General features: G+C 72.6%; 15 protein-coding genes. 6 read left to right on the top strand and 9 right to left on the bottom strand.

All coding sequences use genetic code 11. From position 1 onward, the window contains the following. Window positions 1-16: 16 nt before the first annotated feature. From AOM09_RS13060 to mfd, 7 genes are all read right to left on the bottom strand, one after another. On the bottom strand, window positions 17-970 hold the full coding sequence (locus AOM09_RS13060) for a Ppx/GppA phosphatase family protein (protein WP_062389344.1): 954 nt from the start codon (window positions 968-970) through the stop codon (window positions 17-19). 9 nt (window positions 971-979) lie between these two features. Continuing rightward, on the bottom strand, window positions 980-1,498 hold the full coding sequence (locus AOM09_RS13065; RefSeq protein WP_062389346.1) for a DUF501 domain-containing protein: 519 nt from the start codon (window positions 1,496-1,498) through the stop codon (window positions 980-982). Window positions 1,499-1,507: 9 nt separating this feature from the next. After that, window positions 1,508-2,227, bottom strand: a complete 720-nt coding sequence (locus AOM09_RS15580) for an FtsB family cell division protein (RefSeq protein ID WP_062389348.1) — start codon at window positions 2,225-2,227, stop codon at window positions 1,508-1,510. A gap of 130 nt (window positions 2,228-2,357) precedes the next feature. Then, complete coding sequence (gene eno / locus AOM09_RS13075) at window positions 2,358-3,641, bottom strand: phosphopyruvate hydratase (protein ID WP_062389350.1); 1,284 nt, start codon at window positions 3,639-3,641, stop codon at window positions 2,358-2,360. A gap of 78 nt (window positions 3,642-3,719) precedes the next feature. Continuing rightward, the gene (locus AOM09_RS13080) at window positions 3,720-4,361 is read right to left on the bottom strand and encodes a nucleoside triphosphate pyrophosphohydrolase (RefSeq protein ID WP_062389353.1); all 642 of its coding nucleotides are present in this window, start codon (window positions 4,359-4,361) and stop codon (window positions 3,720-3,722) included. 25 nt (window positions 4,362-4,386) lie between these two features. Continuing rightward, window positions 4,387-4,998 carry a hypothetical protein gene (locus AOM09_RS13085; protein WP_062389355.1) on the bottom strand — a complete coding sequence of 204 codons (612 nt, stop codon included), beginning with the start codon at window positions 4,996-4,998 and terminating at the stop codon, window positions 4,387-4,389. Between the two features lie 20 nt (window positions 4,999-5,018). Beyond that, a complete protein-coding gene (gene mfd / locus AOM09_RS13090) occupies window positions 5,019-8,519 on the bottom strand; it encodes a transcription-repair coupling factor (protein WP_062389357.1) in 3,501 nt (1,166 codons plus the stop codon). Between the two features lie 233 nt (window positions 8,520-8,752). Between mfd and AOM09_RS13095 the strand changes: the two genes are divergently transcribed. The 6 genes from AOM09_RS13095 (at window position 8,753) to AOM09_RS13120 (ending at window position 14,511) form a co-directional block, all read left to right on the top strand. Then, window positions 8,753-10,231, top strand: coding sequence for an adenosylhomocysteinase (locus AOM09_RS13095; protein WP_062389359.1), 1,479 nt, complete (start codon window positions 8,753-8,755; stop codon window positions 10,229-10,231). Continuing rightward, window positions 10,228-11,532, top strand: a complete 1,305-nt coding sequence (locus AOM09_RS13100) for an amidohydrolase family protein (protein WP_062389362.1) — start codon at window positions 10,228-10,230, stop codon at window positions 11,530-11,532. The genes AOM09_RS13095 and AOM09_RS13100 overlap by 4 nt, the downstream gene beginning before the upstream one ends. Beyond that, window positions 11,529-11,966 (top strand): cupin domain-containing protein, encoded by a 438-nt coding sequence (locus AOM09_RS13105; RefSeq protein WP_062389366.1) that lies wholly within the window; start codon window positions 11,529-11,531, stop codon window positions 11,964-11,966. The genes AOM09_RS13100 and AOM09_RS13105 overlap by 4 nt, the downstream gene beginning before the upstream one ends. Before the next feature lie 62 nt (window positions 11,967-12,028). Further along, window positions 12,029-12,898 (top strand): ABC transporter substrate-binding protein, encoded by an 870-nt coding sequence (locus tag AOM09_RS13110; protein ID WP_062389369.1) that lies wholly within the window; start codon window positions 12,029-12,031, stop codon window positions 12,896-12,898. 6 nt (window positions 12,899-12,904) lie between these two features. Beyond that, on the top strand, window positions 12,905-13,780 hold the full coding sequence (locus AOM09_RS13115) for an amino acid ABC transporter permease (RefSeq protein ID WP_062389375.1): 876 nt from the start codon (window positions 12,905-12,907) through the stop codon (window positions 13,778-13,780). Continuing rightward, window positions 13,777-14,511 (top strand): amino acid ABC transporter ATP-binding protein, encoded by a 735-nt coding sequence (locus tag AOM09_RS13120; RefSeq protein WP_062389377.1) that lies wholly within the window; start codon window positions 13,777-13,779, stop codon window positions 14,509-14,511. The genes AOM09_RS13115 and AOM09_RS13120 overlap by 4 nt, the downstream gene beginning before the upstream one ends. Before the next feature lie 133 nt (window positions 14,512-14,644). Here the strand turns inward: AOM09_RS13120 and AOM09_RS13125 are convergent, their stop codons facing one another. Next, a complete protein-coding gene (locus AOM09_RS13125) occupies window positions 14,645-17,164 on the bottom strand; it encodes a glycoside hydrolase family 65 protein (RefSeq protein WP_062389380.1) in 2,520 nt (839 codons plus the stop codon). Next, window positions 17,161-17,913 carry an HAD family hydrolase gene (locus AOM09_RS13130; protein WP_228375146.1) on the bottom strand — a complete coding sequence of 251 codons (753 nt, stop codon included), beginning with the start codon at window positions 17,911-17,913 and terminating at the stop codon, window positions 17,161-17,163. Before AOM09_RS13130 ends, AOM09_RS13125 begins: the two co-directional genes overlap by 4 nt. Window positions 17,914-18,103 lie beyond the last annotated feature (190 nt).

Consider the following 18,103-nt stretch of genomic DNA (forward strand, 5'->3'; position numbering starts at 1 on the left):
CGGACGATGCGCGGGTTCAGGCCCGCTCGGCCGCCGAGAACGCGATGCCGTCGAGGATGTCGTGCTCGCTCGTCACGACGTGGGGTAACGTGCCTCCCGCGGCGACCACCGCGTCACGCACGCGCGTCATCACGGTGCGCCACACGAGCGCGCCCGCGCCGATGACGTCCACGCGGCCCGGGTGCATGAACCCGAGCGCCGCCCTCTCGGTCCGCGAGGCCGCGAGCAGCTCGTCGCACGCACGGATCGCGTCGTCGATGTCGACGACGGCGCCGTTGATCGCGTCGCGGTCGTACTCGGGCAGGCCCAGGGCGTGCGCGGTCACGGTCGTGATGGTGCCGGCGAGCCCCACGAGCGTGCGCGTCCGCTCCACGGGCACACCGGCGAAGGCCATGTCGATCGCCTCGTGGACGTCGCGCTCGGCGGCGGCGACCTGCTCGCGGCTGGGCGGGTCCCCCGCCAGGTGACGCTCGGTCATGCGGACGCAGCCGACATCCATCGAGTGCGCCGCCTCGGGCTGCTCGACGCCGAGCACCACCTCGGTGGAGCCGCCGCCCAGGTCGACCACCAGGAACGGCGCATCGTGCGCCGCGTCGAGCGCGCCCGTCGCACCCCTGAAGGACAGCGCGGCCTCCTCGGCTCCCGAGATGACCTCGGGGACCACGCCGAGTCGGTCCGAGATACCGGCGAGGAAGACGTCGCGGTTGCGCGCGTCGCGCGTGGCGGACGTGGCGACGAACCGGATCGCCTCCACGCCGTGCTCGCGGCACTGCGCGGCGTAGGCGTCGGTGGCGGCGAAGGTCCGCTGCAGCGCCTCGGGCGCGAACTCGCCCGTGCGGTCCACGCCCTGACCCAGCCGCACCACGGTCATGGTGCGGACCACGTCGGTCAGGGTGCCGGCGGCGAGGTCGACGTCGGCGATGAGCAGGCGGATCGAGTTGGTCCCGCAGTCGATGGCGGCTACACGCATGGCTGCAGACTATCCGGCCACGTCGACCGCGCACGTGCAGCGGTCGGGGCGGAACGAGTCCGCGATGAGCGCGAGCGCCTCGTCTCCGAGCGGGTTCACCCCGGGACCGGCGGCGAGCGCATGGCCCACCAGCACGTGGAGGCACTTGACGCGGTCGGGCATGCCCCCGGCCGAGATGCCGTGGATCTCCGGCACGTCGCCGAGCGCGTAGCGCTCCTCGAGGTAGCGCTCGTGCGCCGCGCGATAGGCCTCGACCAGCTCGGGCTCCTCGCCGGACTCGAGCCGGGCCTGCATGTCCTTCATCACTCCGTTGGCCTCGAGCGTCGAGACCGCGGCCACCGCATCGGGATGCGTGAGGTAGTACTGCGTGGGGAAGGGTGTGCCGTCCGGCAGCCGCGGCGCCGTGTGGACCACGGTCGGGTTGCCGCACACGCAGCGGGCGGCGATGGCCACGATGCCGCGCGGCTCGCGTCCCAGCTGGGCGGCGAGGACGGCGACGTCACGTTCGGTCGCGGGGGTGTCGGTCACCCTGAGAGTCTAGTCGGCGTCCTCGGCGGACGATGCGGGGCCCTGCTTGCCCCCGCCGGCGTCGACGTCGGCCTCGCCCGCCTCCTCGACGGAGCCCCACAGCCGCGTGTACCAGGTCCCCGACTCCTCGATCGCCTGGTCCGTCTCGGCCGCGGGCGAGCCCTCCGCCGCACCCTCGACGGTCTCCGGGTCGATGACGCGGTACGGGGTCTCGCCCGGGTACACGTAGGCGAGGCGCTCACGCGCCTGGGCCTCGACGTAGGCCGGATCGTCCCAGCGCGCGACCTCTGCCGTGAGGTCGTCGACCGACTCCTGCGCGGTGACCGCATCGGCGCGCAGCTGCAGGAGGTCCTCCTGCTGACGGAAGTACGCGCGCAGCGACGGCAGCACCACGGCCGCCGCGAGCACCACCACGCCGACGAGCACGAGCACGCGCAACGAGAACGCCGAGAACCACGATCCTCGCAGCTGGACGGGCTCGATGCGGTTGCGCGTGGCCGCGGTCCGCGTCGCACGCGTGCTGGGCCCGGGCCTGCTCGACGCGCGCGCCTTCGGGATCCGCACGCCGCCCGTGGAGGGCGCCGCGCGGCGACGCGGAGTCGACCGGACCCGCGGGGCGGCCGTCGGGACCGACCCCGTCGCCGCGCGCACGCCTGGAGCCTGCGGGCGACGCGCCCCGCCCGCGGGCGAGGCGGCCGGGCGCGGCTCGCGGCGGGTCGGATCGGTCACGTGGCTATTGTCCAGGCTCGCGGCCCGTCCCCCGGACGCCGGGCCCCGCGAGTCGCGCAGAACACCCGGGGAATGCGGAACGGGCGCGCCTCCCGAGGGAGACGCGCCCGTCCGTCGAGCGTCGTGGGGCTTAGAAGCCGTAGCGACGCGGGAAGGCCGACTTGCCGGCGTACTGCGCCGCGTCGTCCAGCTCCTCCTCGATGCGGAGCAGCTGGTTGTACTTGTTGATGCGCTCGCCGCGGGCGGGCGCACCGGTCTTGATCTGACCCGCGTTGTAGGCGACGGAGAGGTCCGCGATGGTGACGTCCTCGGTCTCGCCCGAGCGGTGCGACACCATGGCCGCGAAGCCCGCGCGCTGCGCCATCTGCACGGCGTCCGAGGTCTCGGACAGGGTGCCGATCTGGTTGAGCTTCACGAGCAGGGCGTTGGCCGCCTTCTCGTCGATGCCGCGCTTGAGGCGGACCGGGTTGGTGACGAACAGGTCGTCGCCGACGATCTGCGTCTTGTCGCCCACCTTCGCGACGAGCTCGGTCCACGATGCCCACTCGTCCTCGGACAGCGGGTCCTCGATGGAGACCAGCGGGTAGTCGGCGACGAGGCCCTCGTAGAAGGCGATCATCTCCTCGGGCGTCTTCACGCCGCCCTCCCACTGGTAGCCGCCGTCCTTGAAGAACTCGGTCGCGGCGACGTCGAGCGCGAGCGCGACGTCGTCGCCGGGGGTGAAGCCGGCCTTCTCGATCGCGACCAGGATGAGGTCGAGCGCCTCGCGGTTCGAGCCGAGGTTCGGCGCGAAGCCGCCCTCGTCGCCCAGACCGGTGGCCAGGCCGCGCTCCTTGAGCACGGACTTGAGCGAGTGGTAGACCTCCGCACCGGTGCGGAGCGCCTCACGGAACGTGGGCGCGCCGACGGGGGCGATCATGAACTCCTGGATGTCGACGTTGGAGTCGGCGTGCGACCCACCGTTGAGGATGTTCATCATCGGGACGGGAAGCACGTGGGCGTTCGGGCCGCCCACGTAGCGGAACAGCGCGATGTCGGACGAGTCCGCAGCCGCCTTGGCGACCGCGAGCGAGACGCCGAGGATGGCGTTCGCGCCGAGCTTGCCCTTGTTGTCGGTGCCGTCGAGGTCGAGCATGATCTGGTCGATGATGCGCTGCTCGGTGGCGTCCAGGCCGACGATCTCGGGGGCGATCTCGTCGATGACCGCGTCCACGGCCTGCTCGACGCCCTTGCCCAGGTAACGGCCCTTGTCGCCGTCGCGGCGCTCGACTGCCTCGAACGCGCCGGTCGATGCGCCGGACGGGACGGCTGCACGTGCGAACGTGCCGTCCTCGAGCGCTACCTCGACCTCGACGGTGGGGTTGCCGCGCGAGTCAAGGATCTCGCGGGCGCCGACGGCCTCAATGCTGGCCATGATGCTCCTTCGCTTGGAATGGATGGACCTCTTGGGAGTCTAACGATGCGCACGGGGGTGCGCTGAGCGACGTACGTCCTACGCCGGTGAACCTTCGGTATCGGGGCGTCCTGCCTGCTCAGCCGCGCGAGCGGCCTCCTCGACCCGGCGCACGGAGGCACGCAGCGCGGTCTCCGCGTCGACGCCCTCGGCCCGCGCGCGGGCCACGAGCGCGAGCAGGGCGTCGCCCACGGCGGCGTCGGACGATGCGTCGGCGGCGGGGGCACCGGTGGCCGGGGCGCCGGGAAGGCCGGCGCGCTCGGCGCGGCCGAGCACCTTCTGCGCCCGCGCGAGCGCGGACAACGTCGCGGGGATGCCGTCGAAGGCGCTCTCGCGGCCCGAGGTCTCCGCCTTGATGCGGTCCCAGCGGCGCAGATGCTCGTCCATGTCACCCGCGGACTCGTCCCCGAACACGTGCGGGTGGCGCGCCACGAGCTTGTCGGCGCACGCGTCGGCGATCTCGGACAGCCCGAACGGCTCGGTCGGATGCTCCTGCGCGACGCGCGCGTGGAACACCACCTGGAGGAGCACGTCGCCGAGCTCCTCGCGAAGGTGATCGCGCGAGCCCGTCTCGATCGCCTCGACCAGCTCGTGCGCCTCCTCGATGGCGTACGGCGCGAGCGACTCGTGGGTCTGCTGGGCGTCCCAGTCGCAGCCCCCGGGTGAGCGGAGGCGATCCATCACCTCCACCAAGCGGTCGAGACCGTCAGCCACGCGCCGCCCAGGACGGCGACGCGTCGGCGAAGCCGCTCACGCCGATGAACGCGGTGAAGGCGTAGTTGCCGAGGCCCTGGACCTCGGCGTCGCCCACCGCGGCCTGCGCGGAGGTGACCAGCGCATCGGCCGAGAGCTCTCCCAGGCGGGGCGACACGGCGACGTCCTCCGGGAGCCCGTCGACCGCGGCGCGCAGCACCGTGCCGGTGGTGTCGGCGTAGGTCGCGACGTAGAGCGCGAGCACGTTCTCGACGGACTCGACCACGGCCTCGCTCGGCTCGGGGTCCTCGACGCCCGCGTACCGGAGCCACTCTGTGGCGAACGTCGTCGCGACGCCCTCGTTGATCTGCGCGCCGTTCTCGGCCGCGGCGTCGACCAGGCCGGGGCCCAGCAGCGCGGCCGTCGCGAGCGACTGGCGGTCCGGGACGATCGCCCCGTCGCTGTCCGCCTCCCACGCCGCCGCGATGGCGTCGAGGTCCGCGGAGGTGAGCGTCGCATCGTCCGTCTGCACCGCGACGCCGGGGGCGGCGGCCTGGCCCGGCACGGCGCAGCCGGCGAGCAGGAGGGACGATGCGGCGAGGACGGCGAGTCGAGACGAGCGCATGGGCGTCATCCTAATGTCGCTCACGCCGGCGCCGGTGCGCGCGTCGCCTGGATGACGGTGCGGACCCAGTCGAGCACTTCGAGGCCCTCGACGGGCTTGCCGCCCACGCGTGCGGTCATGGGCGCGGGCACCAGGACCTGGCGTACCGCGGGCTTGATGAGCGTGCCCGGGAACAGGCGCGTCACCCGCATCGCCGCCGAGTCGGGCAGCTCGAGCGGGCTGAAGCGGATGAGCCGGCCCTGGCTGACCACGTCGTGGATCCCGGCCGCGCGCAGCTCGAGGCGCAGGCGCGCGACGGCGACGAGGTTCGCGACGGGCTCGGGCAGCGGCCCGTAGCGGTCGTCGAGCTCCTCCTCGACCTCGGCGAGCGTCTCCGGCGTGTCCGCGTCCGCGATCTTGCGGTAGGCCTCGAGGCGCAGCCGCTCGTGCTCGATGTAGGACGTGGGAAGGTGCGCGTCGATCGGCAGGTCGACCGTCATCGGCGCCCGGTCCTCGACCTCCTCGCCGCGGAAGCCCGCGACGGCCTCGCCGACCATCCGGATGTAGAGGTCGAAGCCCACGCCCTCGATGTGGCCCGACTGCTCGGCGCCCAGCAGGTTGCCGGCGCCGCGAATCTCCAGGTCCTTCATCGCGACGGCCATGCCCGAGCCGAGGTCGGTGTTGGCGGCGATGGTCTGGAGGCGGTCGTGCGCGGTCTCGGTGAGCGTGCGCTCCGGCGGGTAGAGGAAGTAGGCGTAGGCACGCTCGCGGCCGCGGCCCACGCGTCCGCGCAGCTGGTGGAGCTGCGACAGGCCGAACGTGTCCGCGCGCTCGACGACGAGCGTGTTGGCGTTGGAGATGTCCAGGCCGGTCTCGACGATGGTGGTGCACACCAGCACGTCGTACTTCTTGTCGTAGTAGTCGACGATGACCTGCTCGAGCTGCTTCTCGCTCATCTGACCGTGCGCGACCGCGACGCGCGCCTCCGGCACCAGCTCGCCGATCTTGAGGGCCGCGCGGGTGATGGTCTTGACGGAGTTGTGGATGTAGAACACCTGCCCGTCGCGCAGCAGCTCGCGGCGGATCGCGGCGATCACCTGGGCGTCCTCATGCGGGCCCACGTACGTGAGGATCGGGTGCCGCTCCTCCGGCGGGGTCGCGAGCGTGGACATCTCGCGGATCCCGGTGACGGCCATCTCGAGCGTGCGCGGGATGGGCGTCGCGGACATCGCGAGCACGTCGACGTCGGTGCGCAGCGCCTTGAGCGTCTCCTTGTGCTCGACGCCGAACCGCTGCTCCTCGTCGATGATGATGAGGCCCAGGTTCTTGAACCGCACAGAGCCCGTGATGAGGCGGTGCGTGCCGACCACGAGGTCGATCTCGCCCTTGCCCAGCTGGTCGATGATCTCCTTCGCCTCCTTGTCCGTCTGGAAGCGCGACAGCGCCGCGACCTTGACGGGGAACTGCGCGAAGCGCTCGGAGAAGGTGTCGACGTGCTGCTTCACCAGGAGAGTCGTGGGGCAAAGGATCGCGACCTGGGTGCCGTCCTGGATGGCCTTGAACGCGGCGCGGACCGCGATCTCCGTCTTGCCGAAGCCGACGTCGCCGCAGACGAGGCGGTCCATGGGGACGGCCTTCTCCATGTCGGCCTTGACCTCGTCGATGGTCGACAGCTGGTCCGGGGTCTCGACGTACGCGAAGGACTCCTCGAGCTCGCGCTGCCACGGGGTGTCGGGGCCGAACTCGCGACCCTTGGTCGCCATGCGCGCGCTGTACAGGCGGATGAGCTCGGCGGCGATCTCCTTGACGGCCTTGCGGGCCTTGCCCTTGGTCTTGGACCAGTCGGCGCCGCCCATCTTGTTGACGCTCGGGGCCTCGCCGCCCACGTACTTGGTGATGAGGTCCAGCTGGTCGGTGGGGACGCTGAGCCGGTCGGCCGGCCCGCCGCGCTTCGACGCCGCGTACTCGATCACCAGGTACTCGCGCTCGATGCCGCGCACCGTGCGCTTGGTGAGCTCGACGAAGCGCCCGACGCCGTGGGTCTCGTGGACCACGAAGTCGCCCGGGCGCAGCTGCAGCGGGTCCACCGCGGTGCGACGTCGGGCGGGGACCTTGACCTTGGGGCCGGCGGCGCTCGCGGAACGACCGGTGAGGTCGCTCTCGTGGAGCACCAGGAGCCTCGCGTCCGGCACCTGGAAGCCCCGCGCGTCGACGCCGGCGAGGACGGCGACGACGCCGGCGTCCGCATCGTCCGCCGTCGCCGCGACCCGCGCGGGGATGGACCGCTCGCCGCACTGCTCGACGATGCGGTGGGCGGACCCGGTGCCGGCCGCCGCGATGACCACGCGCCAGCCCTCGCCCAGGCGCGCCTTGATGAGGTCGAGCACCGCGGCGAGGCGGCCGCGGAAGTCCTCGATCTCGCCGATGCCGGGGACCTCGGCGGCGGCGGTGCCGAACGGGCCGATGGCCGTCCACCCCAGGCCGCGCTCGGCGGCGGAGACCTCGACGTCCTCGAGGGAGAGGAAGCCGCCATGACCCTCCGGTCCCTGCGCCTCGATGGGCGAGTCGGCGCCTGCGGCGGCGCTCACCCACGCGGCCTGGAGGAACTCCTGCGCGGTGTGCTGGAGGTCCTCGGCGCGGCGCGCGAGGCGTTCGGGCTCGAGGGCGACGATGCGCACGTCGCGGGGCAGCACGTCCGTCACCGGGGTGAGGCGCGTGAGCAGGACCGGGATGAGCGACTCCATGCCCTCGACCGCGTGGCCGTCGGCGATGCGGGCGAGCATGTCGCCGGCCGCGGGGATCTGCTCGGCGAGGCTCGCGGCCCTCGCGCGCACGTCCTCGGTGAGCAGCAGCTCGCGGCACGGCGGGGCCCACAGTCGGCCCACGGACTCGAGCGACCGCTGATCCGCGACGGAGAAGAAGCGCAGGCTCTCGACCTCGTCGCCGAAGAACTCGACGCGGATCGGGTGCGGGTCCGTGGGTGGGAAGACGTCGACGATCCCGCCGCGGACGGCGAACTCGCCGCGCCGCTCGACCATGTCGACGCGGGTGTACGCGGCGGCGCCAAGCGCCTGAGTGAGGTCGGTGAGGTCGCGCTCGTCGCCCTTCTTGAGGAGCACCGGCTGGAGGTCCGCGAGGCCGGGCACCAGCGGCTGCAGCATCGCGCGCAGCGGCGCGACCACGACGCGCGGCGCCGGCAGGCCCGACTCCTCGGCGGCCTCGGCGGGGTGAACCAGGCGGCGCAGCGTCGCGAGGCGCCGCGCGACCGTGTCGGAGCGCGGGCTGAGGCGTTCGTGGGGCAGCGTCTCCCAGCTGGGGAACGTGGCGACCTCGAGCGGGTCCAGGTACGCGGTGAGCGCGCGCGCGAGCTGCTCGGCGTCGCCCGAGGTGGCCGCGATGACGACGATGGGCGCATCGTCCGTGGCCGCGGCGCGCGCGAGGAGCGGCGCGGCGGCCGCCCCGGGGGCCTGGATCGCGGCGGCGTCCCCGAGGCGCGCGTCGGCCCAGTCTCCGAGCAGGGGGGCGAGCGGGCGAGCGGTCACGGGGGTCCTCCCAGGGCATGACGACGGACCGGAGATTCCGGCACAGACATCCTAGGCACGCCCGGCTCCCGCCTCCCGGACACTGGCAACGGATCTCGGAGCGACACGCGGGCGATCCGAGGCGATATCCGTGCGACACGCCGCCGACCCGGGACTCGCTCCGTTGGAAGTGTCCAGCGGAGGGGCGGAGGTGGCGGGCGGTCCTCGGCGTGCGCGCTCCTAGACTTCTCCTCATGACCGACCCGCACGCCACGGCCGAGCGGATCCTCCGCCGCTTCGCCAGCGACACCAACCTCCTCATCGCAGGACGGCCCGTCCGCGTGTCCGCGGAGGCCGAGGACACCGCCACCGCGCTCGCCGTCGCGGGCATGGCCCGCGCGCTCGGCGCGCGTCTGGTCGAGGACGATGCGACCGGGCCCGACGTGCTCGACATCGACGTCCACGGGAACGATGCGACCCTCGCCCTGGGCGGACGGCCCCTGGCCGGCCGCGGCGACGCCGGCGGACGGCTCGACTTCGCCCGCGCCCACATGCCGGTCTCGACCGCGCTCGCCGCGGAGCTCGCCGCCGCGGGCACGGTGGCGGGGCTGCGCATCGGCGTCTCGATGACGCTCGAGCCCAAGACTGCCAACCTCGCGCTGCTGCTGCGCGACGCGGGCGCCGACGTGGCGGTGTACGCGCACCCCGACGAGACCGACCCGGCCGTGGCCGAGGTCCTCCGCGAGCGCGGGGTGCCGGTCGACGCCGACGCGACCCTCTCCGGCGACGCCGAGCGCGATGCGGCCCTCGCGTGGCTGCGGCGCGGCTTCGACGTCGTGGTGGACGACGGCTCGCACCTGGTCCGCCTGGCGCACGAGGCCGCTCCCGAGATCGTCGGCGGCTGGATCGGCGTCACCGAGGAGACCACCTCGGGCCTCACGCCGCTGCGCGCGATGGCGGCGGCGGGCCTGCTTGCGACGCCCGTGGTCGCGGTCAACGATGCGGCGACCAAGACCGGCTTCGACAACCGCTACGGCACCGGGCAGTCGTGCGTGCTCGCGATCGCCGATCTGCTCGAGCACGTCGACGCGACGGTGCGCGACATGCCGGTGCTCGTGATCGGCTACGGCCCGGTCGGCGTGGGCGTCGCGGCGCATCTGCGCGCGCTCGGCGCCGAGGTGCGCGTCGCGGAGATCGATCCGCTGCGCGCGCTGCTCGCCGCGCACGACGGCTACGAGGTGGGCCAGGCCGAGGACCTCGCCGACGGCGCGCTCGTGGTGTCCTGCACCGGCGTGGCCGCGACGGTCACCACCGAGATCCTCGCGCGTGCGGCCGCGGTCGCCGTCGCGGGCGGCGTGCCCGGCGAGGTCGAGCTGGACGCCGCCGTGCTCGAACCCATCGAGGTGGCCGGGGCTCCCGTGCCTCACCTCGACGTCGACACCGCCCACGGCACGCTCGTGCTGGACCGCGGAGGCTGCATCAACGTCACCGCCGCCGAGGGCAACCCCATCGAGATCATGGACCTCAGCTTCGCGACCCAGCTCGCCGCCATCCGGCAGCTGGTCGAGACGCGCCCCGCGATCGGCGTGCACGCGCTGGCGGACGATGCGGTGGCGCACGTCGCGGCGACCGCCGCGACCGCCCGCGGCCTCGCGCTCGACGCAAGCCGCGCATCGTCCCCCGCCGAGGGCCCGGACTGGCGCTCGCGCCGCTACCGGGGCGTCGGCGCATGAGCACCGTCGTCTACAGCGCGGCCCTGGTGCTGCCCATGACCGCGCCGCCCGTGCTGGACGGCGCGATCGCCGTGCGCGGCCGCCGCATCGTCCACGTGGGCGAGCGCGCGTGGGTGGTCGAGGCGCTTCGCGAGAGCGGCCACGCCTTCACCGAGGTGCACTGGGACGGCGTGCTCATGCCCGGGCTCATCAACGCCCACACCCACCTGCAGTACACGGGCATGGCCGAGGTGGGCCAGGGCAGCTACCAGGGATTCGAGGACTGGGCGCGCGCGTTCAACCCGGTGTACGACCGCGGCCAGGACTGGCGCGGCGCCGCGGCCGCCGGCGCGCGCATGGCGCTCGAGGCGGGCACCACGTCCGTCGCGGACGTGGTCACGGATCTCGAGGCGATGTACGCGCTCGCCGATGCCGGGCTGCACGGCATCACGTACTGGGAGGTCATGGACTGGACCAACGCGGCCTGGCGCGAGCGCGGCCGCGCGCAGGTCGAGGCGGCGCTGGACGCGCTCCCGACGCCGCCGGGGACGGGCCTCAGCCCGCACGCGCCGTACTCCCTCGAGATCGTGCCTCTGCTCGACATCCCCGACATCGTCCGCGAGCGCGGCAGCCGCATCCACATCCACCTGGGCGAGTCCGCGATCGAGCGCGAGTTCTCGCACACCGTCGCGGAGCCGTGGCAGGCGAAGAACCTCGGCTCGCTGTCCGAGCTGCGCTCGGCGGGCTACGGCACCTCCGCGACGGACTACGTCGACCACCTCGGCGTGCTCGGCCCCGACTGCCACATCGCGCACGGCGTGTACCTCAGCGCGAACGATCGCGCGCTCCTGCGCGCGCGCGGCACCTCGGTGGCGCTGTGCCCGCGCTCGAACGCGGTCATCGGCCTCGACGAGCCGCCGGTCGCGGCCTACCTCACCGAGGGCAGCCCGATCTCGGTGGGCACCGACTCCCTGTCGAGCGCGCCGTCGCTCGACCTCATGGGCGACGTCGCCGCGCTGCACCGGCTCGCCCGCGGCCAGGGCTACTCCGGAGCGGACCTGGCCGAGCGCCTCCTCGCCGCGGCGACGCTCGGCGGGTCGCGCGCGATGGGCCTGCACATGGGCGCCGATCGCACCGGGTACCTCGCGGTGGGCGCGCGCGCCGATCTCGCGTTCCTCGACGTCCCCGTCGCGGACGTCGCCACCACCGTCGACGACCTCGCTCGCCACGGCGAGGGCCGTGCCGTCGCCACCGTCATCGCCGGGCGCCTCCGCCACGCGGCGGGGGCTTTCACCGACAGGACCGGAGCCGCCTTCTCATGACCGCCATCCCCGCGACCGCCGCGCTGCTGGGCCTTGAGCCGCACCCCGAGGGCGGCTGGTTCCGCCGCACCTACACCGCATCGTCCGCCGTCGACACGGCGGGCGGCCCCCGCCCCGCCGCGACGATCATCCACTACCTCCTCACGCCCGACGAGGAGAGCGCGTGGCACGTGGTCAGCTCCGACGAGGTCTGGCTGTGGCACGGCCCCGGCGCGCTCGAGCTGCGGCTCGGCGGCGCGGGCGACGCGCCGGACGATGCGGCGGTCGCGGTGACGCTCGGCCCGGACCTCGCCGCCGGTCACGTCGCGCAGGCGCTCGTCCCCGCGGGGACCTGGCAGGCGGCCCGACCGGCCACGGACCAGGAGGTTCTGGTGAGCTGCGCGGTCTCCCCCGGCTTCGACTTCGCCGACTGGAGGCTCGCGGCGCACGAGTAGACTGTGCGCGCGAGGCCGACGACGGCCCCAGACTCCCCCCTTTCACTCTTTCGAGGAGCATCATGATCAGCACACGTGTGCGCGCAGGCCTGTTCGCGACGACCGCCGTCTCGGCGATGATGCTGGCGGGCTGCTCCTCCTCCCCGGAGGCCGAGCCCACCGCCGCCGCGACCGACGCGACCTCGACCGCCGCCGAGGCGCCGCTCGAGACCGTCACCGAGGGCAAGCTCACCATCGCGACCGGCGAGCCCGCCTACGAGCCGTGGGTCATCGGCGACGCGCCCGAGACCGGCGAGGGCTTCGAGTCCGCCGTCGCGTACGCGGTCGCCGAGGAGCTCGGCTTCGCCGAGTCCGACGTCGTGTGGGTCCGCACGGGCTTCGACGAGGCGATCGCGCCGGGCGCGAAGGACTGGGACCTCAACATCCAGCAGTTCTCGATCACGCCCGAGCGCGCGCAGGCCGTCGACTTCTCGAGCCCGTACTACACGACCACCCAGGCGCTCGTCGCCGTCGACGGCTCCGCCTTCGCGGACGCGACCAGCGTCGGCGACCTCGCGGGTGCGAAGGTCGGCGTCGCGGTCGGGACCACCTCGTACGACGTCGCCGTCGAGAAGCTCGGCGACGACGACCTCGCGGTGTTCAACAACGTCGCCGACGTGGTCGCGGCGCTCAACGCCGGCCAGATCGACGCGTTCGTGACCGACCTCCCGGGCGCCTTCTACTCGGCCTACGTCGAGGTCGACAACGGCACCATCGTCGGCCAGTTCGCGGGCTCCGAGGGCGGCGACGACTTCGGCCTCGTGCTGCCCAAGGGCTCGTCGCTGACCGCGCCCGTCACCGCCGCGGTCGACGAGCTCCGCGACAACGGCACCCTCACCGCGCTCGAGTCCGAGTGGCTGTCCGAGGCCGTCGACGTGCCGGTCCTCGGCTAAGCGACGATGACGGACCGGACGGCGGGCACGGACGTGGAGGCCTGGCAGCCCAGCGAGCTCGAGCTCGACCGTAGGCTGCAGCGTCGCCGCGCGTCCCGCCGTTCGGTCCTGGTCGCCCTCGTCTCGACGGCAGTCTTCGCGGGCGTCGTCGGCTGGACGGTGCTGACCTCCCCCGGCTGGGAGAACGTCCAGCAGACGTTCTTCGACCCCGGGATCGCGGCGAAGTCCTTCCCCAAGATCCTCGAGGGCCTGTGGCTCAACATCCGCGTGCTGTTCTTCGCGACGATCGCGGTCGCGGTGGTGGCGACGCTGCTCGCGGTGATGCGATCGCTGCGGGGGCCCGTGTGGTTCCCGCTGCGTGCCCTCGCCACCGGCTACACGGACCTGTTTCGCGGGCTGCCGGTGCTCATCGTCCTGTACCTCGTGGGCTTCGGCATCCCGGCCCTCAACCCCGAGGACCGCGTCCCGGTCGCTCTCCTCGGCACCATCGGCATCTCGCTGTGCTACTCGGCGTACGTGGCCGAGGTGCTGCGCGCCGGCATGGAGGCCGTGCATCCGTCGCAGCGCATCGCGGCGCGGTCGCTGGGCCTGTCCCACGCCAAGACGCTGCGGCTCGTGGTGATCCCGCAGGCGCTCCGCAAGGTGGTGCCGGCGCTCATGAACGACTTCGTGTCGATGCAGAAGGACGTGGGCCTCATCTCGGTCCTCGGCGCCGTCGACGCGGTCCGCGCGGCGCAGATCGTCCAGGCCCAGACCTACAACTTCACGCCCTACGTGGTGGCGGGCCTCATGTTCGTGGCGCTGTCGTTCCCCATGATCCGCCTCACGGACGCGGTGTCCGCGCGGATGGCCAAGCGCGAGCAGATGGGAGGGACCGTATGAGCGTCCTCGAGCTCCACGGTATCCACAAGCTCTTCGGCGACAACCACGTCCTCAAGGGCGTCGACCTCGAGATCGACTCGCACGAGGTGGTCGTGGTCATCGGCGCCTCCGGCTCCGGCAAGTCGACCCTCATGCGGACCATCAACCTGATCGAGCGGGTCGACGACGGCCGCATCCTGCTGTCGGGCGACGACATCACGGACCCCGCGGTGGACGTCGACAAGGTCCGGGCCCGCATCGGCGTGGTGTTCCAGCACTTCAATCTGTTCCCGCACATGCGCGTGATCGACAACGTCACCCTCGCGGCCCGCAAGGTGCACGGCACCGATCCCGAGGTGGCCCGTGATCGCGCCATCGGCCTGCTCGAAAAGTTCGGCCTGGGCGAGAAGGTGCGCGACTTCCCCGACCGGCTGTCGGGCGGTCAGCAGCAGCGCGTCGCGATCGTGCGCGCGATCATGACCGATCCCGAGCTGCTGCTGCTCGACGAGATCACGTCGGCCCTCGACCCCATGCTCGTGGGCGAGGTGCTCGACCTGGTCCGCGACCTCAAGGCGCAGGGCTCGACCATGCTCATGGCGACGCACGAGATGAGCTTCGCGCGCTCGGTGGCCGACCGCATCGTCTTCATGCACAGCGGCCGCCCGCTCGAGGTGGGCCCGCCGGAGCAGATCTTCGGCGACCCGCAGCGCCCCGAGACGCGCGAGTTCCTCGCGCGCGTCACGCACCGCTGACCCGACCGCGACCGCGTCACAGTCCGCTCCGCACGGTCTCAGATCCGACACACCGAGGAAACGGGCACGATGCACGGCCTGGGCCGGCGTGTCGCCGTTCAGACCGTGCGGAGCGAATCTGGCGGGGCGCGGGTCAGTCCAGGTCCACGTCCTGGTCCACCACCGCCGGGAGCGAGGCCGTCACCACCGAGCCGTCCGCGCGCATCGTGCCGTGGAAGGCGGCGGCGTCCGGGGCTCCCGGCAGGCGCGGTCCCTGATCGGGCAGCGGCACCACCACGTCCTCGCCGCGCAGCACGCTCACGCGCTGGCCGCGCACCATCACGGTGAGGCCCTGGCCCTCCTCGACCGTGAAGGCGATCTCCTCGGGGCGCACCGACACGCGCAGCCGCGTGCCCTTCTGCGTGAGCCGGAAGCGCAGCTCGGGCCACGGCTCGGGCAGGCGCGGGTCGAAGGACAGCACGCCTCCGTAGTCGCGCATGCCGCCGAAGCCGTGCACCAGCGCCGACCACACGCCGCCGGCCGAGGCCACGTGCACGCCGTCCGCGGTGTTCGAGTGCAGGTCCGCGATGTCGACGAACAGCCCGTCCCAGAAGTACCTCAGGGCGAGCTCGTGATAGCCGACCTCGGCCGCCATGATCGACTGCACCACGCCCGACAGCGTCGAGTCCCCCGTGGTGATCGGGTCGTAGTAGTCGAAGTCGGCCTGCTTCTCCTCGAACGTGAACTGGTCGCCCTGGAGGAACAGTGCGAGCACCACGTCGGCCTGCTTGAGGACCTGGAAGCGGTAGATGACCAGCGGATGGAAGTGCAGGAGCAGCGGCCGCTGCTCCGGCGGGGTGTTCTCGAGGTCCCACAGCTCGCGCTCGTGGAACAGCGCGTCCTGAGGATGGATGCCCAGGTCGTCGTCCCACAGGATGGCCATGGCCTCGGCCGCGGACTCCCACTCGATGACCTCGGCGTCCTCGAGCCCGAGCCGCGCCACCATGCGGCGGTACTGGTCGGGCCACATCGAGGCGAGCTTGCGCACGGACGCGGCGGCGGCACGCAGGTTGAAGCGCGCCATGACGTTCGTGTAGAGGTTGTCGTTCACCACGGTGGTGTACTCGTCCGGGCCCGTGACGCCGTGGATGCGGAAGCTCGAGCCGTCGCCCTTGATGTTGCGCCAGAAGCCCAGGTCCGCCCACATGCGCGCGGTCTGCACCAGGATGTCGATGCCCTCGCGCGCAAGGAACTCGTCGTCGCCCGTGGCCTTGACGTACTTGTCGATGGCGAAGGAGATGTCCGCGTCGATGTGGTACTGCGCGGTGCCCGCCGCGTAGTAGGCCGAGGCCTCCTCGCCGTTGATGGTCCGCCACGGGAAGAGCGCGCCGTGCTGCGCGAGCTCCCCCGCCCGCTCGATGGCCTTGGGCAGCATCCGATACCGGTACCTCAGCGCGTTCCGGGCGATGCCCGGCGACGTGTAGACGAAGAAGGGCACCACGTAGATCTCGGTGTCCCAGAAGTAGTGGCCGCTGTAGCCCGAGCCCGTCACGCCCTTCGCCGCGACACCCTGGCCGTCGCCGCGCGCCGCCGCCTGCGCGAGCTGGAACAGGTTCCACCGCACCGCCTGCTGGATGCGGTCGTCCCCGACCACCTCGACGTCCGACCGCGCCCAGAAGTCCTCGAGCCACGACTCCTGGTCCGCGAACTGCTTCTCGACGCCCTCCTCGCGCACGCGCGACAGCGTCCGGTGGCACCGGTCGCCGAGCTCGCGCGCCGGCACCGCGCGGGACGTGTGATAGGTCACCACCTTGGTGAGCGTGAACGTCCGGCCGGGCGCGGCGCGGAAGCGGTATACCGCCTTCGCGTAGTCCGGCTGGATCTCCGTCTCGTGGTCCACGTCGCCGTCGAACTCGTAGGTGTGCTCCATCGCGACGGCGAGGGTCATGCCCGAGTTCACGCACTGGTAGCCCAGCAGCAGGTGGTCGTCGTGGGCACGATGCAGGCGCGGCTCGAGCACGCGCTCGTCGAACGCCTCCGACTTGCGCGGGTCGAAGCCGGCGGTGGCGCCCGGGCTCGAGCGGTACTCGTCGGCACCGGCCTGGCGGTTGAGCAGCTGCGACGAGATCGCGACCGGCGCCTCGTGATCGAGCAGGGTCACCTCGAACTGCATGATCGCGAGGTGGCGCTGACGGAACGACACCATGCGGCGCGAGCGCACGCGCACGCGGTTGCCGGCCGGCGTGCGCCACAGCAGGTCCCGCGTGAGCACGCCGGTGCGCATGTCGAGCGTGCGCGAGTACTCCGGCAGGTCCGCGACGGACAGCAGCAGCGGCTCGTCGTCGACGTACAGCCGGATGATCTTGGGGTCCGGCACGTTGACGATGGTCTGACCGGTCCGCGCGAAGCCGTACGCCTCCTCGGCGTGACGGATGCGCCACGTCTCGTGGAAGCCGTTGATGAAGGTGCCGTGCGCGTGCGCATCGTGCCCCTCCTCGATGTTGCCGCGGAGCCCCAGGTAGCCGTTGCCCACCGAGAACAGCGTCTCCGTGGTGCCCAGGTCGTCCTCGTCGAACTCGCTCTCGACCAGGCGCCACGGGTCGGCAGGGAACCGCAGCCGGTCGACGTAGTCCGGCGCGCTCATGTCGTCGAGCGCGCGCTGCGCGGCCTTCATCGCTGCACCAGCTCCTCGAGGTCCTGCACCACGATGTCCGCGCCGCCCTCCTTGAGGTCCTCGGCGCCCGCTCCCCGGTCGACGCCGACCACGAGCCCGAACGCCCCCGCGCGCCCGGCGGCGACCCCGGACATGGCGTCCTCGATCACCACGGCGCCCTCCTTGGGCACGCCGAGCAGCTCGGCACCCCTGAGGTAGGTGTCGGGGGCGGGCTTGCCGGGCAGGCCGGTGTCCGCGGCCACCTGGCCGTCGACCACCACCTCGAAGCGGTGCGCGAGCCCCGCCGCCGCGAGCACCGCGGGAGCGTTGCGCGAGCTCGACACCACGGCCATCGCACACCCGACGGACTCGAGGTGGTCGATGAGCGCGACCGAGCCGGGGTACGGCGTCACGCCCTCGTCGCGCAGGATCGCCGCGAACATGTCGTTCTTCTCGTTGCCCAGCCCGCAGACCGTCTCGGTGCCCGCCGCATCGTCCGGCGTCCCCTCCGGAAGAGTGACGCCGCGCGACGCGAGGCACGAGCGCACGCCGTCGTAGCGCGGCTTGCCGTCGACGTACGCGAAGTAGTCGGCGTCCGTGTAGGCGGGGGTCACCCCGTGCGACTCGAAGTAGTCGGTGAACATCCGCCGCCATGCGTCCATGTGCACGTCCGCGGTCGGCGTGAGCACGCCGTCCAGGTCGAACAGCGCGGCGGCGAAGCTCGCGTCGGGCACCTGCGGCAGGCGCCAGGGGCCGGTCGTGGTCGTCACGGTTCTCCCTCCAGCTCGTGGGATCGGTCGAATGCCAGGCACTCGGTCGAACGCGCGCACCCCGAGGATTGTTTCGGCGGCACGCGCGGCACGTCCCCTCGATAGTAGCCACGCGGGCGGCGGCGGTGTCGAGAAAGGTCCCGCCCACGGGACGATGCGCCCGGTCGACCCCGCCGGGCCCCACCTAGAG

Origin of the sequence: Demequina iriomotensis (assembly GCF_000971395.1) — a bacterium.
Taxonomy (GTDB): domain Bacteria; phylum Actinomycetota; class Actinomycetes; order Actinomycetales; family Demequinaceae; genus Demequina; species Demequina iriomotensis.

Excerpts from the sequence above, each read along its gene's own strand:
- AOM09_RS13060 (WP_062389344.1), bottom strand. The coding sequence starts at position 970 with ATGCGTGTAGCCGCCATCGACTGCGGGACCAACTCGATCCGCCTGCTC.
- eno (WP_062389350.1), bottom strand. The coding sequence starts at position 3,641 with ATGGCCAGCATTGAGGCCGTCGGCGCCCGCGAGATCCTTGACTCGCGC.
- AOM09_RS13080 (WP_062389353.1), bottom strand. The coding sequence starts at position 4,361 with ATGGATCGCCTCCGCTCACCCGGGGGCTGCGACTGGGACGCCCAGCAG.
- AOM09_RS13085 (WP_062389355.1), bottom strand. The coding sequence starts at position 4,998 with ATGCGCTCGTCTCGACTCGCCGTCCTCGCCGCATCGTCCCTCCTGCTC.
- AOM09_RS13095 (WP_062389359.1), top strand. The coding sequence starts at position 8,753 with ATGACCGACCCGCACGCCACGGCCGAGCGGATCCTCCGCCGCTTCGCC.
- AOM09_RS13100 (WP_062389362.1), top strand. The coding sequence starts at position 10,228 with ATGAGCACCGTCGTCTACAGCGCGGCCCTGGTGCTGCCCATGACCGCG.
- AOM09_RS13105 (WP_062389366.1), top strand. The coding sequence starts at position 11,529 with ATGACCGCCATCCCCGCGACCGCCGCGCTGCTGGGCCTTGAGCCGCAC.
- AOM09_RS13110 (WP_062389369.1), top strand. The coding sequence starts at position 12,029 with ATGATCAGCACACGTGTGCGCGCAGGCCTGTTCGCGACGACCGCCGTC.
- AOM09_RS13115 (WP_062389375.1), top strand. The coding sequence starts at position 12,905 with ATGACGGACCGGACGGCGGGCACGGACGTGGAGGCCTGGCAGCCCAGC.
- AOM09_RS13120 (WP_062389377.1), top strand. The coding sequence starts at position 13,777 with ATGAGCGTCCTCGAGCTCCACGGTATCCACAAGCTCTTCGGCGACAAC.
- AOM09_RS13125 (WP_062389380.1), bottom strand. The coding sequence starts at position 17,164 with ATGAAGGCCGCGCAGCGCGCGCTCGACGACATGAGCGCGCCGGACTAC.